14 protein-coding genes are annotated in these 15,175 nt (G+C 63.8%); 3 read left to right on the plus strand and 11 right to left on the minus strand.

Annotated features, from left to right (window positions below):
- Positions 1-213 precede the first annotated feature (213 nt).
- Together AAFG07_RS02465 and AAFG07_RS02470 are read left to right on the plus strand one after the other, a co-directional pair.
- Positions 214-1,950 (plus strand): DUF6880 family protein, encoded by a 1,737-nt coding sequence (locus tag AAFG07_RS02465; RefSeq protein WP_342725853.1) that lies wholly within the window; start codon positions 214-216, stop codon positions 1,948-1,950.
- A 61-nt stretch (positions 1,951-2,011) separates the two neighbouring features.
- Positions 2,012-2,395 (plus strand): hypothetical protein, encoded by a 384-nt coding sequence (locus AAFG07_RS02470; protein ID WP_342725854.1) that lies wholly within the window; start codon positions 2,012-2,014, stop codon positions 2,393-2,395.
- 9 nt (positions 2,396-2,404) lie between these two features.
- On the opposite strand, the gene recQ is transcribed toward AAFG07_RS02470, so the two are convergent.
- Both recQ and AAFG07_RS02480 read right to left on the minus strand, forming a co-directional pair.
- Entirely contained in the window at positions 2,405-4,273 is a 1,869-nt protein-coding gene (gene recQ, locus AAFG07_RS02475) for a DNA helicase RecQ (RefSeq protein WP_342725855.1), read from the minus strand.
- Positions 4,274-4,515: 242 nt separating this feature from the next.
- A complete protein-coding gene (locus AAFG07_RS02480) occupies positions 4,516-5,736 on the minus strand; it encodes a DUF2235 domain-containing protein (RefSeq protein WP_342725856.1) in 1,221 nt (406 codons plus the stop codon).
- Positions 5,737-6,069: 333 nt separating this feature from the next.
- On the opposite strand from AAFG07_RS02480, the gene AAFG07_RS02485 reads away from it, so the two are divergent.
- Positions 6,070-6,597, plus strand: a complete 528-nt coding sequence (locus AAFG07_RS02485; RefSeq protein ID WP_342725857.1) for a hypothetical protein — start codon at positions 6,070-6,072, stop codon at positions 6,595-6,597.
- A 102-nt stretch (positions 6,598-6,699) separates the two neighbouring features.
- Here the strand turns inward: AAFG07_RS02485 and AAFG07_RS02490 are convergent, their stop codons facing one another.
- The 9 genes from AAFG07_RS02490 to AAFG07_RS02530 all read right to left on the minus strand — a co-directional run bounded on the left by AAFG07_RS02490 (position 6,700) and on the right by AAFG07_RS02530 (position 14,932).
- Positions 6,700-8,076, minus strand: a complete 1,377-nt coding sequence (locus tag AAFG07_RS02490; protein WP_342725858.1) for a VWA domain-containing protein — start codon at positions 8,074-8,076, stop codon at positions 6,700-6,702.
- Between the two features lie 6 nt (positions 8,077-8,082).
- A complete protein-coding gene (locus AAFG07_RS02495; protein ID WP_342725860.1) occupies positions 8,083-9,030 on the minus strand; it encodes a MoxR family ATPase in 948 nt (315 codons plus the stop codon).
- Between the two features lie 391 nt (positions 9,031-9,421).
- Positions 9,422-9,733 (minus strand): hypothetical protein, encoded by a 312-nt coding sequence (locus tag AAFG07_RS02500; RefSeq protein ID WP_342725861.1) that lies wholly within the window; start codon positions 9,731-9,733, stop codon positions 9,422-9,424.
- A gap of 174 nt (positions 9,734-9,907) precedes the next feature.
- Positions 9,908-10,540, minus strand: coding sequence for an HAD-IA family hydrolase (locus AAFG07_RS02505; RefSeq protein WP_342725862.1), 633 nt, complete (start codon positions 10,538-10,540; stop codon positions 9,908-9,910).
- Positions 10,541-10,695: 155 nt separating this feature from the next.
- The gene (locus AAFG07_RS02510; protein ID WP_342725863.1) at positions 10,696-11,394 is read right to left on the minus strand and encodes an isoprenylcysteine carboxylmethyltransferase family protein; all 699 of its coding nucleotides are present in this window, start codon (positions 11,392-11,394) and stop codon (positions 10,696-10,698) included.
- 99 nt (positions 11,395-11,493) lie between these two features.
- On the minus strand, positions 11,494-11,832 hold the full coding sequence (locus tag AAFG07_RS02515) for a hypothetical protein (protein ID WP_342725864.1): 339 nt from the start codon (positions 11,830-11,832) through the stop codon (positions 11,494-11,496).
- Between the two features lie 36 nt (positions 11,833-11,868).
- Complete coding sequence (locus AAFG07_RS02520; protein WP_342725865.1) at positions 11,869-12,048, minus strand: hypothetical protein; 180 nt, start codon at positions 12,046-12,048, stop codon at positions 11,869-11,871.
- A gap of 58 nt (positions 12,049-12,106) precedes the next feature.
- Positions 12,107-12,298, minus strand: coding sequence for a hypothetical protein (locus tag AAFG07_RS02525; RefSeq protein WP_029080476.1), 192 nt, complete (start codon positions 12,296-12,298; stop codon positions 12,107-12,109).
- Between the two features lie 174 nt (positions 12,299-12,472).
- Complete coding sequence (locus tag AAFG07_RS02530) at positions 12,473-14,932, minus strand: S8 family serine peptidase (RefSeq protein WP_342725866.1); 2,460 nt, start codon at positions 14,930-14,932, stop codon at positions 12,473-12,475.
- Positions 14,933-15,175: the final 243 nt, after the last annotated feature.

Genomic DNA, 15,175 nt, shown 5'->3' on the forward strand with positions numbered 1-15,175 from the left:
CCGGGCCGAGGGTCCGAAGGTGGTTCGGTACGGGCTCTCTTGTGCGGGCTGTTCGACACGCAAAGGCCAAGTTCCATAAGAAGGGAAGAGTTGGAGACTGCCCTCGGCCCGTCGATAATGCGGTTGGAAACCTGCAAGTTGTGTCGAGACGCGAGCGTGCGATGGTTATAATGAAACGAACGAAGCTCGATCAGTGTTCAGGGGCCCATGCCAATGGTGCAAACGCCGGGGCGCGCTCTCCTCAAGAGCGGAGCTGTCACTCGGTTCGATGTCGCTGTATTGCGGGACGCCGTCGGCGAAAAGGCCTTCGAGCGAGGACACGCCTATCATCTGGACGGGCGGGTCGAGATCATCGCGATCGACGAAGCCCGCGTCGTGGCACGGGTTGTCGGTACCGATGTCTATCGATGCGAGGTCAAAGGCCAAGGCAGGACGCTTTCCGGCAACTGCACATGTCGGGCTTACGGCGACTGGGGCTCATGCAAGCATATGGCTGCAACCGCTCTGGCCGCCAACAGTCTTGAGCCGGCTGCTGCGGAGCATGCTTCCAGTCGTCTTGACAAGATTCGCAATCATCTGCGTGCCAAGGGCGTCGAGAATCTCGTCGAGATGATTCTGCAGCTCGCTGAGAAAGATACCAAGCTGTTTGAACAATTGGGACTGTCGGCCGAATTGGACACGGGCGACGAGACTACGCTGCTCGCGGGCTTCAAGAAGGCTATCACCGATGCGACCCGTGTTCGTGGCTACATCGAATATCGCGATATGCGCGATTGGACCCGTTCGATTGACGGAGTCCTTGATCGCATTTCGGGGCTGCTCGAAGGTGGGAGAGCCTCGCTTGTCCTGGAGCTGCTCGATCATTTTTTCGCGCGAATGGACGATGCGCTGACCAAGGTCGATGATTCTGACGGTGGCGGAGGGGCGTGCTACGTGCGGGCCTGCGAGATTCACGTAAGTGCTTGTGAGAAGTCGGGGCCCGATCCTATTGAACTGGCGCGAACGCTGTTCGCGCGCGAAGTCGACTCGGACTCTGATTTCTTCTTCGGCGCAAGCGAGACCTACGCCGATATACTCGGTGAGGCTGGTCTTGCCGAGTATCGCAAGCTCGCAACCATGGCATGGCAAAAGGTGAAGTCCAGGCGGGGAAGAGGAGCGGAGACCCGTCGGGCTCGTGAATATGCGATCCGAACCATGTTGGAGCGCTTTGCCGAAAGAGACAACGACATCGATGCGATCATCGCCATTCGATCGAACGATTTGTCGAGCGCCGGTGACTATCTTGGCATTGCTCAGGTTTGTCTCGATGACGGGCGGGAGCAAGAGGCGTTGAAATGGGCCGAAGAGGGGCTGTGGAAGTTCGAGGACGACCCCGACCGGCGTCTGGTTCTCTTTGCTTGCGATCTCCTTGGGCGCAATGGACGGAACGAAGACGTCGACAGGCTGCTTTGGAGAATGTTCAGCAGGGAGCCCAGCGTCGAACTGTACCAGCGATTGAAATCTACCGCCCGCGATCGCAAGCAACAGAGTTTGGTTCGCGACGGGGCCCTTACCGTCCTGAACGACCGAGCTGCAAAATCGGGCCCGCAGACGGAATGGGTTTGGCTAAGGGCGGCCGATATTCTCGTTCGAGTGCTGATGTTGGAAGGGCTGCTGGCGGACGCATGGGCGGCCGTGGGCAAGCATGGGTGCCGCGAAGATCTCATGGAAGAGCTCGCCAGAGCCAGCGAACCGGACCTTCCCGCTGAGGCGCTGAAGGCCTATGCCTACCTGGTAGAACGCAAGGTTCGGATGGGAGGGCAGGCCAACTACGGCTCCGCACATGCCCTGATCAAACGCATGCGGCGGCTTGATGGAGCCGCTCAACATTCGACCTATCTCGCCGATCTCATGATGCGCCACAAGGCGAAGCGGAATTTTATCAAGTTGTTGACGTCCAAGCCTTCCTGAGACGAGCAGATTTTGTGAGGCGACGTATGTCGTTGCCAAATTCCTATTCGAGGAGATCGCGATGAAAATCGGTTGGCAACCACAGAAATGGCTGGAAAAGAAGAGCAAATCAGGCTTTCGCGGTTATCCGGTGGGGACCGTGGCGTTCTACGGGCCTGACAATACCCGTGGCAGTAAGGTTGCAGTTGCGGTGATCACGGCGCCGGAGGCGCCGCCATTCGCGTTGCGCAGATGGGTTGTCGAAACTGGTGACATCCGCGCCAATTCGACGATCATGGAAGAGGTCGCCACCTTTCTTCGGGCCGAGGAGGTTCGTTCGGTGGCGCTGACTTCTGAGCTGCTGGGATGCCCTCACGAGGAGGGAACTGATTATCCCGAAGGTGAGGTCTGTCCTCAATGTCCTTACTGGGCCAATCGGGAGCGGCCATGCCCAAGTGACGGATGATTAGGGCAATCAGCCGTCGTTGGACTTCACGATCCGGATCAGCTCGTCGCCGTAATGCTCGAGCTTCTTGTCGCCGATCCCGGCGATGTTGCGCAGTTCGCCCAGCGTATCGGGACGCATCGCGGCGATGCCGTCGATGGTCGAATCATGCAGCACCACATAGGCCGGCACGCCGCGCTGGCGCGCGACCTCCGAGCGCCAGGCGCGCAAGGCCGCATGCAGGGCGGGGTTGGCGATCCCGCCGGGGCTGTCGGCTGCGGGCGCGAGCTCGCCGCGGCGTGACTTGCCGCGCACCGCGCGGTTGCGCGCGCCTTCCGGCTGCTCGCGCAGCATCACCGCGGTCTCGCCCTTCAGCACGCCGCGGGCGCTGTCGGTCAGCTTCAGCGCGCCAAAGGCGTCGCTGTCGGCGCGCAGATGGCCCATCGCCACCAGCTGGCGCAGCACCGCGCGCCATTGCTTCTCATTGAGCTCGCGGCCGATGCCGAACACCGACAATTGGTCGTGACTGAACTGCTTGACGCGTTCGGTCAGCCGCCCGACCAGCACGTCGATCAGGTGCATGGCGCCAAACCGCTGCCCGGTGCGATAGACGCAGGACAATAGCTTCTGTGCGAGCACCTTGCCGTCGCGGACCCGCGGCGGAGTCAGGCAGTTGTCGCAATTGCCGCAATTTTCGTGCGCGTCCGTCTCGCCGAAATAGCCGAGCAGGCGTTGCCGCCGGCAATGCACGGTCTCGGCAAGCGCAACCAGCGCATCGAGCTTGCCGATCGAGACGCGCTTGAAGGCGTCGGAGCCCGTCGATTCGTCGATCATGCGGCGCTGCTGCACGATGTCGGAAAGGCCATAGGCCATCCACGCCGCCGATGGCTTGCCGTCACGGCCGGCGCGTCCGGTTTCCTGGTAGTAGGCCTCGATGCTCTTCGGCAAATCGAGATGCGCGACGAAGCGCACGTCGGGCTTGTCGATGCCCATGCCGAACGCGATCGTGGCAACGATCACGATGCCGTCCTCATTGAGGAAGCGGTCCTGATGCCGGGCACGCACGCTGGCGTCGAGCCCGGCGTGATAGGGCAGCGCGGGAATGCCGGCCTCGCTCAGCGAAGCCGCGACGTCCTCGACCTTGGCGCGCGACAGGCAATAGACCACGCCGGCATCGCCGGCATGCCGCTCCTTGATGAAGTTCTTCAGCTGCGTGGTGGCGTTCTGCTTGTCGATGATCTCATAGCGGATGTTGGGGCGGTCGAAGCTTGCGACGAACTCCGGCGCGTCGGTGAGTGACAGCCGCTCGGCGATCTCCTTTCGCGTCAGCGCGTCCGCGGTTGCGGTCAGCGCGATACGCGGCACCTTGGGGAAGCGCTCGGCGAGTGCGGACAGGCCGATATATTCCGGACGGAAATCATGGCCCCATTGCGAGACGCAATGCGCCTCGTCGATCGCAAACAGCGCGATCTGCGCCTGGCCGAGCAGGTTGAGGCAGCGCGGCGTCAGCAGCCGTTCCGGCGCGACATAGAGCAAATCGAGATCGCCGGCGAGCAGCCGCCGCTCGACCTCGGAGGCTTCCTGATAGGACAGCGTCGAGTTCAGCACCGCCGCGTTGACGCCGGCCTCGGTGAGGCCCGCGACCTGGTCGCGCATCAGCGCGATCAAGGGCGACACCACGATGCCGCAGCCGTCGCGCAGCAGCGACGGCAGCTGGTAGCACAGCGACTTGCCGCCGCCGGTCGGCATCAGCACCAGGCAATTGCCACCATCGGTGACGTGGCGGACGATCTTCTCCTGCGCGCCGCGGAAGCCCGACAGGCCGAACACGGAACTGAGCACGGACCGCGCGTCGCGAGGCGAAGCGGATGCATGATCGAGGGCTGGTTGGGCGGTCATGATCCCTGGGAGGGCGATTCGGGTTCCCGGATCGAACGATTCCGGAACGAAACGTGTTAATACACCGTCCTGCGATAAACTCAATTGAGGCAATGGCTGCCGCCATCGCGCGCGCCGATGCGTCGGCTGAGCTCAGCCGCATGCGGATCAAGGATACCGATCGATGCGCAAAGCGCTTTCCAGCGAAGCGGATGCCGGCTCGCGTAAAGAAGAGCGCCTCAAGATGGGAAACTCTGACGTTGTCAGGCGGTCGGAGCGGGCCGCGCCGGCGGCGGCGTCATTGGCTCGACCTTGTAGGTCTTCGGCAGGTTGATCGGCCGGTAGGCCGGATCCTTCTCCATGCGCTCCAGCACCGAGGCGTGGATGGTCGCCCCTTCCGGTATAGGCCGCGGCTCGCCGCGTGGCAGATAGAAGCCGAGGAAGGACTTCCGCTCCGGCCATTCCTTCCATTTGTCGCTCTTCGGAATCCATTCCAGGATTTCCCAGGCGGCGGTCAGCGAATTGTGCAGCGGGGCCGTCGCGCTCGGCGGCACATAGTCGTGCTTGTGCGGCGGCAGCGGCATCCCCCAGGCGAGATGATCGATCAGCGCCTGATCCATGTGCAGCCCGGCGGACCCGGCCTGCTCGAGCATCCAGATCAGCGGAAATTTTGACGGCCCGCTCTGGTCCTCGGGATAGCCGCCGCCGACGTCGGAGTGCACGCCGGCGAACCAGACCTGGCGAATGTCCTGCTCCACCTCCCTTGCCGGATTGAACGGATCGGAGCGGAATTTCTGCGGTTCAATCCAGCGGTTGAGGCGGAACATGCGCCTGCGTTCATCGATCGAGATCGCCTGGCGGAATCGCCTGACGCTGGAATTGGTGCGGGTGAACAGCAGCGTCTGGATGTCGAACAGGAAGTTGTCCTGCCGCGGCACGATGATCGAGGCCACGGTGTCCCAGACCCCGACGAACTCGATGTCGATGTTGCGCCCCCCGGCGATCTGGCTGAAGTGCCAGGCTTCCTTCAGCGGGGCATCGTCGAAAGTGCCGTCCGATTTCTGGGAGTCGGAGCTGGCTTTCTTGTAGGTGTTGAACGCGTAGTCCGCGATATCGAGCTGGTCGACCGGCAACAGGCCCATCACATGGACGAAGGCCGCCAGCGTGCGCACGGTATAGGCGCCGCGGCTGAAGCCGAACATCCAGACCCGGTCGCCGGGCTCCCAGAGCCGGCACAAAAACCGGTAGGCGCCAAGCGTGTCCTCGTCGAGACCGGCGCCGAAGGCCAGCCCGAAAAGGCCGCGCACCTCCTGCTTGAAGCGGCCCCAGCTGTTCTGCAGGCCGATCGTGCCGAGACCCGGATGATAGTAGATCCGCTGCCGGTCGTCCTTGTCGGCGACGCGAAACAGCTTCAGGACGTTGGAAATATTGGCGCCGATCTCGTTGCCGGTGCCATCGCAACAAATCACAAGATCCTTCGGCATCCGTTGCCCCCGCGGCCGCCGTGAAAATTCGTGACCTCTATGTACGGCAGAATACGGGGAGGATTCAATCTCCAATTGAAGACGGTTCTGTGTACGCGGCATGAACGCCGATCGTCGTTCTGGAGTCTGCGGCCGGCATCGGGCGCGCGTGCGCGCACTCCGCAGTGATCCGCAGAATTCAATTGCAACACTTCGGAAAAGGTGGAAATCTCATCGTAAGTCATTGCGATATTGCGTTGATATTCTTCTCCCCTTCAGGATTTCGCCGGTGCGCGCGATCATCTTGTCCGCTGCCTTCCGCAGCTTCCGCAGCCCTAACAGGAATGGATCGGCATGAGCCACCAAGCTCTCGTGACGATCATTCTCGCGGGATTGGTGGTGAGTGCGTTCGGACTGTTCTGGTGGGTCGGCCGCTACTCCGATCGCGTTTTCGTGGGCAGATTCCGAACCCGCTTTCCGGAGAAGACGCTGAGCTACACCGGCGATCAGCTCGGCGAGCTGGTGCAATCCGATCTGCGGATGAAATATGTCTTCCCGATTCTGTTCCCGCTCGATCTTATCGTCATGCTGGCGCTGGCGGGCGCAATGGGCGCGGCGTCATCATACTGGCTCAACCAGATCTATCCGGCTGCAGCGTGGCTCGGCCTGGTCGTGCCGGCGGTGTATCTGCTCAGCGACCTGATCGAGGATTGCTTGCTGGCCTGGTTGTTGCTGCACGGCGACCCGCATGCGGCGGCACGTTCCGTCTCGATCCTGAAGGCGATCACGACGATCAAGCTCGTCAGCATCTTTGCCTCGATCGCGCTGACGCTGGTTGCGTTCGCCGGATGGCTATTTCACGGCGACTCGCTTCGCCTCTAGAGCTTCGGTTCTGATTGAATCAGAACCGAAGCTCTGGATTTTTGTTTGACGCGTTTTTCTTCACGCGAACCGTTGTCTACTTCGCTCGAAAATGCTGGCGATCTACTGATAGGTCGCCACGATGTCGGAGACGGCGCGCTCGAGCTGCCGGGCGGTCGCGCATTGGCGCACCACGGTGCAGAAGGTCGCGTAGCGCGGCATCTCTGAATCGCCGAAGCCCCAGACCATGCGGCCTTCGGGGTTGAGCCATACCAACCGCTTGGAACGTTCGCCGATGCGGCGCAGGATGTCGGCGCGCGGGTCGAGATTGTTGCTGCGGGCGTCGCCGAGCACGATCACCGTGGTCTGCGGCGTGATCGCGCTCATCCAATTGTGCTCGAAATCGGCGAAGGAATTGCCGTAGTCGGACGAGCCGAAGCCGACCTTGGACATGATCTCCTTCATCGCCTCTTCCGGCGATTTCGATTCCAGGATGTCGCTGACCTCGATCAAATGGCCCGAGAAGGCGAACGAGCGGACGTCGTCGACCACCTCGTGCAGGCTGTGGATCAGGAGCAGGAAGAAGTCCGAGACGCGGGCGACCGAACCCGAGACGTCGCACAGCGCTATGATCTTCGGCCGGTCGCGATGCTTGCGCTTCCACGCGGTGAGGAACGGCACGCCGCCCCAGGCCGCGTTCCGGCGCAGCGTGCGGCGGACGTCGAGATGGCCGCGGCGCTGACGCTTGCGCGGTTTGGAATAGCGCTCGCGCAGCCGGCGCGCGATCTGGCGGATCAGCGCGCGCATCTGCTCGACCTGACGCGGCTCGATCCGCGCCAGCGGGGCGTTGCGCAGGATCTCGTTGCGCAGGTTTTCGGTCTCTTCGCGCCCGTAGAGCAGCAAGGCTTGCGAGACCGCGTCGCGAACCGTGCCGCGCAGGCCGTTGAGCGCCTCCTGCAGCCGCTCGGCGAGCGCCGGATTGCGCGTAGTCTGCTCGTCGATGTCGTCGCGCAGGCGCTGGATGCCCATCGCATCGAGGATGCGGGTCTGGAAGATGCCGCGCTGGGTAAAGTAGCGGATATCGGGCAGCGAGGCGGCGCCGGAGGCATTGGCGATCGCCGTCGATATCGCGGCGCGATCTTGCGACAGCAGCATCTGCGCCAGCGGCCCGACATTCTCGTTGGCGGCGCCGCCTGCCGTATCGCCATGCTCATCGGCCGACGGGTTGGCGCCGGATTCGCTGTTGTCGTCGGTCTTGTTCTGCTCGGCGCTTTCCTGCTGCGGCTCGGGCTGGCTGAAGAACAGGTCAAAGCACTCGCCGAGCGAGCGCTTCTCGTCCTGGGTCTTGGCAAGCGTCAGCAGGAATGTGTCGCGCAGGATGTCGCGGTCGGCAAAGCCGACCTGAGCGACCGCCCGCATCGCATCGATGCTTTCGGCGGGCGAGACCCGGACCCCGGCTCCCCGCGCCGCACGAAAGAAGCGATGCAGGTTCTCGCGCATCTTGGTCTAGCTGAACACGCCTTGGCGCGACGCCTTGGCGATGAAGGACGAAATCTGCGGCGTCGCGGCCTCGATATCGGCCTCGTATTTCAGGAGCACGTTGAGCGTGTCCTTGACGATCTCGTGGTCGAGCTCGCTCGCCTGTAGCAGCACCAGCACGCGCGCCCAGTCGATCGCCTCGCTGACCGAGGGCAGCTTCTTCAGATCCAGCGAGCGGATCTCGTGGATGAAGCCGATCATCTGCTTGCGCAATGTCTGCGAGATGCCGGGCACCCGGCTCTCGACGATACGCTCCTCCAGCTTCTGCTCCGGAAAGCCGATATGCAGATGCAGGCAGCGCCGCTTCAAGGCATCGCCGAGATCGCGTTCGCTGTTCGAGGTCAGGATCACGGTCGGCGGCGCCACCGCGGAGACGGTGCCGAGCTCGGGGATCGTGACCTGGAAGTCGGAGAGGATTTCCAGCAGCAGTGATTCGAATTCGGCGTCCGACTTGTCGATCTCGTCGATCAGCAGCACGCAGCCGGCCTCTTGCTCCAGCGCCTGCAGCAGCGGCCGCGGCTCGACGAATTCCTTGGAGAAGAACACGTCGCCGAAGGTGTGGAGCTGGTCGAGCGCCGCAGCCAACGTCTGCGCGCCGCCGAGCACCTCGCCGAGCTTGTCCTTCAGGATCTGGGTGTAGAGCAGCTGCTTGGCATATTTCCACTCATACAGCGCCTTGGCTTCGTCGAGGCCTTCATAGCATTGCAGGCGAATCATCTTCAGGCCGCGCCAGGCCGCGATCGCCTTCGCAAGCTCGGTCTTGCCGACGCCGGCAGGACCTTCGACCAGGATCGGCTTCTCGATCTGCTGCGACAGATAGACCGCGGTCGCGATCTGCCGGCTCGCAATATAGCCTTGCGCGGCGAGGCCGCTTTCCACGGCCTCGATCGAGGCGGTGGGCCTAGTGTCAGCCACGAGGATCAGCTCCGAATTTGCCTTGAACTCGGACCTGTTCTGCTCCCGTTGCGGGCAAAGCACAAGGCTCGTTTGGCCCGCAACGGCATGGGGTTAAGGGCTGGGGTAGCGCATAGTTCCGGGATATTTCCGCCGAGCGCAATACGGGGAGCGTAGCCCGGATGAAGCGAAGCGCAATCCGGGAAGGTCTCTCCGCGGATAATCTGTCCCGGATTTCGCTTCGCTTCATCCGGGCTACGGAACCTCCCCTTGAAAAGGGGAGGTCGCTTTGCTCGCCAGAGCAAAGCGGGGGGATCTGCTCTCTCCATAAACACCGGCGTCTGCGGCTGACCCCCATCCCGACCTTCCCCCTTTCAGGGGGAAGGAGAAGAATCTCGTAGCCCGGCTACCGTCAGCCCGCGCAGCTCTTCACGAAATCCTTGCGCTGTGGGCCGACGATCTTCTGGTCGATCGCCTGCTTCAGGCAGTCGAGATGCGCCTGCGCCATGCAGAGCTGCATCTGGTCATGCCGGTCCTGTCCCTTCAGCGCCTTCGCCGCGCTCTGGCAGGCCGCGCGCTTGGCACCGGGGACGGGCGCTGCCGCCGACGTGTTCTCTTGCGCGGGAGCCGCCGGCGGCGCGGGGGTTGAAGTCGATTGCGCGAACGCTGCGACCGAGACCAGCAGCGAACCAGCCGAGACCAGGGCGACGACGAGATGTTTCATGGGATGTGCCTCCGCGGGCATGATCCGGAGAAGTGAACGTCGGCTTTTCCGGAACGTCATGCTCAGACCAGGAATGGGATCACGATGCGATTTCATCGTCGCGCCGTGACCCAGGGGAGGCTGAGAATTAGCGACTGCCGCCTGAATGCGGAGTGAATATGCCGGGAGGCTGTTTCACCTCAGCGTGACGCCGGTCGCCGCTTCGAGTTCGGAGATCGCCTGCGCGGCGTTCGTGACCTTGATCGTGGTCATGCCCATCTCGCGCGCCGGCTTCAGGTTGACGCCGAGATCGTCGAGATAGACGCAGTTCTTCGGGTTCACCTGCAGCGTCTCCACCATCATCTGGTAGATGCGCGGATCGGGCTTGCGCAGGCCGATCTTCGCGGACTCGATGACATGGTCGAACAGCGACATCACTTCGGCAACATAGAGCGTGCGTCCGCTGTGGCTGCCGATTGCATTCGACGGCAGATTGTTGGTGATGCAGCCGGTCTTGAACTTCGCCTTGATGCGCTTCAGCGCCTCGACCATTTCCGGGCGCAGGTCGCCGGAGAGCAGCGGCAGCACGTCCTTGCCGCGCACCTCGGCGCCGAGCGCCTTCGATTCCGTGGCGAACAGCTCGTCGAACGCGTCGATTCCGATCTCGGCGCGCTCGAACTTGGCCCAGGCGTTTTCGAGATGGTTGGCTGCGTTGGTGCGGCGGATGATGTCGACCGGCAGGCCGCGCTCGGTCTCGTAGCGTGCGAAGGCCTCGAACGGCGAGGTGGTCAACACGCCGCCGAAATCCCAGATCACTGCCTCGATCATCAATGTCCTGCCCGTTGCAAAGCGGCGGCTTCGCCTCGGGTCGTCCGGCCATTTTGGCCGAAGACAGGGAAACGCGCGTTCAGCCTTCTTTATTGGAATTGCCGCCGATCAGGCAAGCCGCCAGTTTGCGGCAAACTCCGCCATACGGAACGGTCTCACCAGACCATCGGAACCAGGCGGTAGCGCACGCGCCCGAGATATTCGGCATAGCCGTCGAGCTCGGCGGCGAGCATCCGCTCCTCCATCATGGACCTCAGGCCGAGCAGCGCCGCCATGACAGGCACGATGCCAAGGCCCCACCAGGATCCGAGCAGCAGCGGGGTGCCGACATAGGTCAACAGGCCACTGGCATAGATCGGGTGCCGCACATAGGCGTACGGCCCCGTGGTCACCGCAGCATGCCCGCGCTCGCGCTGGATCTTCACGACCGGGGCGGCGTAGCTGTTTTCCTGGTAGGTCCGGTAGACGATGTAGAACGATGCGGCGATCATCACCGCGCCGGCGCATTGCAGCCAGAACGGGATGAACGATGTCTGGTAGCGCACCGCGTCGAGCGCCATCAGCGGCAACCATGTCAGCCACAACAGCGGCATGATCGTCGTGATGGCGCGATCCCACCCGGCCTGGCCGCGCGCCGTGCGGCGCTCCGCCAGCAGCCCCGGATCATGTCTGGCGAGCCATGCCTCGGTGATCAGTCCACCGATCGTGATCTCGAGCAGGAACATCCAGGCGCCGGCCCATCGCAGGGTGCCGGCCGCGAGAAACAGGAGGGTCCCGAGGCCCACGAATGTGCCGGCGGCACGGCGCAGATTGATGCCAGGGGGATTGCCGTTAGGATTGCCGTTCTGGTTCATGTCTCTCTCCGACGAGCGGCAACGGCCGCGCCGCCGGATCGGGCGGGCCGTTGCATATCCGGGTAGCGGATCGAAGCGCCGCTCAGTGCGTGGACCTGGTTACGGTCTGCGGGTCCAGTTTCGTGCCTGTCCGGAATAGACCTTGCTCGGCAATCCGCGGGCTGCGGGATCGAGCAGGATCTTCATCGCGGTGTTGAGCCGCTCCTCCGAGCGCGGCGAGCCATCATGGCGCATCTGCTGCGGAGCACCGGGGCCCTGCGGCGGCGCCATGTAGGCCGACGTTGTCGGCGGGGCGGGCGTGGTGGCGATCTTCGGACGGGCGACAACGGCCGCCTCCAACGGGCGCCGCGCGTCGGCAAGGCTTGACGCTGCGGATGCTTCCGCGGGCGGCGGAGAGGCGGCGCTGTCGGATCCGGATTTGCGGGGCGGTTTTGCCATGGCATCGGCTCCATAGGTTGGGTGATGACGACGACGTCAGGATTTGTCTTCGTCGGATGTGGTGCGTTTGGCGATGATCGGGTTGCGGTCGCTGATCGCGGCGAGCAGCGAGGCGTGGGTCACGACTGACGACACGACGATCTTTCCGGAGGGCTCGATCCGGCGACCGTTCTTCTGCTGTTGCTGTGGGCTTCCGGCGGTGGATTTCTGCATCATGTCGGCCTCCTCGAGGACAGGGGTGGGGCCCGACTGCGCCGGGCCCCGAGTTTGGCGATCAGATGCCGAAGGCACCGAGGACGCCCGGCAGCGCCTGCACGGCCGTACCGAGGATGTCCTGCCAACCCTGCGGGTTGACCGACCCGTTGGTCGCCACTTCGGCAATCCGCTTCGGACCGCGCTCGATGCCCTCACACTGGATCGGGCTACGCACGCTGCCGAAGGTCTCAAAGTCGTTCCTTGCGTACATGTTCAGCTCCTTCTTTCGGTTTGAATTGACGGCAACTACGGGAGGTGGGCACCGACCGGGGCAGCCGTCGCTGGACGTCGCCCAGGGGATCGCTCATCGCGTCGATCCCCTGGACCACGTGACGCTAATTCGCGCCACGTTCTGATCTCCTCCGGACGCAGAGGAGCAATCGCGTCAATAGACCTGCCACTGCCGCAGCGGCCCGACCGCCACCGGCACCACGTCGCTCACGTCGATCGTGTACTGATAGACTTCGCGCGCCTGGGTCAGGACCTGCGTCGGGTTGAAGAAGCGGTAGGTCACGTCGTGGCAAATCGATTCCGGACGGCAGATGAGACTCTGGTCGACCTCGACGGTGTCGAGCCGCAAGCCCTTCTTGGCGACGTCGGTGAAGATCTTCCGCGTATTGTAGGCATTCATCGCCGAGTAGTTCAGCGCGCGATCCTGCGGCGAAAGGCCGACATTGCGGAATTCGTTGTAGATGCGGTCGAGGAAGCCCTCGGCGCCGTCCGGCCAAGTGGTGGGGTCGGGCCCGAACAGCGTGTAGAGATCCCACTGGTAGAAGCCGCGCCAATCGGTCACCAGCGTCGGAACGACCGTGCCGTTGAGCAGTTTGGTCGTGTTGGTGCTGTCGACCCAACCGGCCATCGAGACCCGCGCGACGCCGCCGCGCGGCGGGAATGCGGGGGGCGTGATCGGTCGTGCGTCAGCGCCGGCGGCAGCCGCATTCGCCAGCACCACGGTGCGGGTCGTCGCGGGATCGTCATGCGAGACTTCCTGATGCCACAGCGCCAGGATCAGCGCGGCGAAGAACCCGAGACCGAACACGTCGAGCGGCTTGATCGCATAGATCGGGATCGAATCGATCGTCATCGTCCAAGTGATGGCGTCGGCGTCCGGGAAGTTGTTGCCGGCCCCGGCCGGTGTCGCGGTCTCGCCTTCGGCCTGATTCAGCAGATAGCGCGCCATGATCGCCGGATTGTACGGCGCCGAGGTATCGCCGGAGTGGTCGCGCTCGGGCCCGAACGCCGGATCGCCACGTCCGATCAGGCTGTCGCGCCAGTTGGCGATCGCCTGCACGAAGTAGTCGAGGCGGGCTTCCTTGCCGAAATCGTAGAACAGCCGGCCGATCGGGAAGGCGAGCTGACCGGTGGACTCGGCCGTCGCGCCCCGCGGACGCATGCCGCCGCCACAGCCGCAGTTCTTCTCGCTGGTTCGAACCGCGGGCGCTTCATACATCGGCAGCGCCTGGGGCATTGCGACGGGAAGCGCATTGCTCGGCATCAGCGCGTGCAGCTGCTGCGGCTGCAGCCAGGTTTGCGGCATCATGCCGGCCGTTGGCATTGCCATCTGCGGCATCATCATCGGCGGCATCACCATCTGGGGTGCCGGTGCAGGCATCCAGACCATGTCGCCGCCCGCATGGGGGGCGTGATACGGATAAGGCGCGGGTGCGGCGATCGGCGCGGCGACGACGCCGTGATCAACTGAAGCGGCCATGGCCGCAGGTGCCGTCGGCGCGGCGGGCTGCGCCTCGCTTGGCATGATCCCGGCGTTGCTTCGCAGGACCGAGCCGTCCGGCCCGAATATGCGCGGAGCCGATGGTGCAGACATTGCTGATAGATCTCCCATGGAACCCTCTCTGGTTGCAGTTGGCTGAGCGGCGGATGACGGTTGGACGAAAGGGCGCGCGGACACTCCCCAGAAGCGGGGAGGCGCGGCCGTGGTACCCGACGGCATGACGGCGTCCGCCTGCTCGCCAAGCAGGGCGGCGACAGCCGCGGGAATATCGAGCCGTCCGGCGAGACAGCGCGAGGCGCTGCCGTCGTTGCGGCACGGCGCCGCGCTTTCGAGCAGCGCGGCACGGACGGCTTGCGGATCGGCCTTGCGTCCGTTCTGGCGCAGGCATGAAAGCAGCAGCGCGACGACGCCGGTGACGATCGGCGCCGCGTAGCTCGTTCCGGAACGCAGGCTGACGTTGCGGACCGGCGAGGCGCCGGCGATGTTGTCGCCCGGCGCCAGGATGCCGTTCTCGAGATAGGCGTCGCCGAAATTGCTGAACGGCAGCGGGTTGCCGGCCAGATCGCACGCGCCGACCGCAAGCACCGAAGCGAGGCTGCCCGGCACCTGGACGCAGCGGCAGCCATCATTGCCGGCGGCGGCGACGATCAGCTTGCCGGCGCGCTCGCAGGCCCGCACCGCGTCGACCAGAATGCGATCGGCCTGTCCCGTCGCGGATTGCTGACCGCTGCTGATGTTGATGATGTCGGCGCCCACCGCCAGCGCCTGGTTGATTGCGAGCGCCAAGGTGCTTTGCGAGGACGGCTCGATCTGTCCGGCGGCATTCTCGCGATAGATCGAGAACACGGTTGCGCTGCAGTTCGGCGCGACGCCGAGCACCGGGCTGCCGGGTGTCCCCATCAGCACGCTCGTGACATGCGTGCCGTGCTCGGACTGGATGATCGACGACGACGGCGCGACGAACTCGCCGCCCATGGCGACACGGGCCTGCCTGAGCGAGGGATGATTGAGATCGACGGGGCCGTCGATGATTGCGATCTTCACCGCGGGGTCGCCACCCGACGTTCTCTGCCACAAGGCAGCCAGACCAGCGATGTCGGCAACTGGATTCATGAAATCGATCCTGGCCGATCTGCTGCGAATGCGTGCAGCCGATCCGTCTTCCACGGCAATCTGCAACCGGGCAGCGAACGAAAAGAGCGGCATGTCGCTGCGTTGCTGCTATTGTGGCAGGTGTGCCGCGAAAGGCCTATTCACCGCGGTGGATCAGAAAGGATCGAGCCGATGATACGGATCGACCGATCCATGAGATCGATCCTGCGCCTCGAAGGATCGATCAAAGGGTTTAGTCGGGAT

This window comes from Bradyrhizobium sp. B097 (assembly GCF_038957035.1).
Lineage (GTDB): Bacteria > Pseudomonadota > Alphaproteobacteria > Rhizobiales > Xanthobacteraceae > Bradyrhizobium.

Coding starts and splice junctions, on each gene's coding strand:
- AAFG07_RS02465 (WP_342725853.1), top strand. CDS start 214: ATGGTGCAAACGCCGGGGCGCGCTCTCCTCAAGAGCGGAGCTGTCACT.
- AAFG07_RS02470 (WP_342725854.1), top strand. CDS start 2,012: ATGAAAATCGGTTGGCAACCACAGAAATGGCTGGAAAAGAAGAGCAAA.
- recQ (WP_342725855.1), bottom strand. CDS start 4,273: ATGACCGCCCAACCAGCCCTCGATCATGCATCCGCTTCGCCTCGCGAC.
- AAFG07_RS02480 (WP_342725856.1), bottom strand. CDS start 5,736: ATGCCGAAGGATCTTGTGATTTGTTGCGATGGCACCGGCAACGAGATC.
- AAFG07_RS02485 (WP_342725857.1), top strand. CDS start 6,070: ATGAGCCACCAAGCTCTCGTGACGATCATTCTCGCGGGATTGGTGGTG.
- AAFG07_RS02490 (WP_342725858.1), bottom strand. CDS start 8,076: ATGCGCGAGAACCTGCATCGCTTCTTTCGTGCGGCGCGGGGAGCCGGG.
- AAFG07_RS02500 (WP_342725861.1), bottom strand. CDS start 9,733: ATGAAACATCTCGTCGTCGCCCTGGTCTCGGCTGGTTCGCTGCTGGTC.
- AAFG07_RS02505 (WP_342725862.1), bottom strand. CDS start 10,540: ATGATCGAGGCAGTGATCTGGGATTTCGGCGGCGTGTTGACCACCTCG.
- AAFG07_RS02510 (WP_342725863.1), bottom strand. CDS start 11,394: ATGAACCAGAACGGCAATCCTAACGGCAATCCCCCTGGCATCAATCTG.
- AAFG07_RS02515 (WP_342725864.1), bottom strand. CDS start 11,832: ATGGCAAAACCGCCCCGCAAATCCGGATCCGACAGCGCCGCCTCTCCG.
- AAFG07_RS02520 (WP_342725865.1), bottom strand. CDS start 12,048: ATGATGCAGAAATCCACCGCCGGAAGCCCACAGCAACAGCAGAAGAAC.
- AAFG07_RS02525 (WP_029080476.1), bottom strand. CDS start 12,298: ATGTACGCAAGGAACGACTTTGAGACCTTCGGCAGCGTGCGTAGCCCG.
- AAFG07_RS02530 (WP_342725866.1), bottom strand. CDS start 14,932: ATGAATCCAGTTGCCGACATCGCTGGTCTGGCTGCCTTGTGGCAGAGA.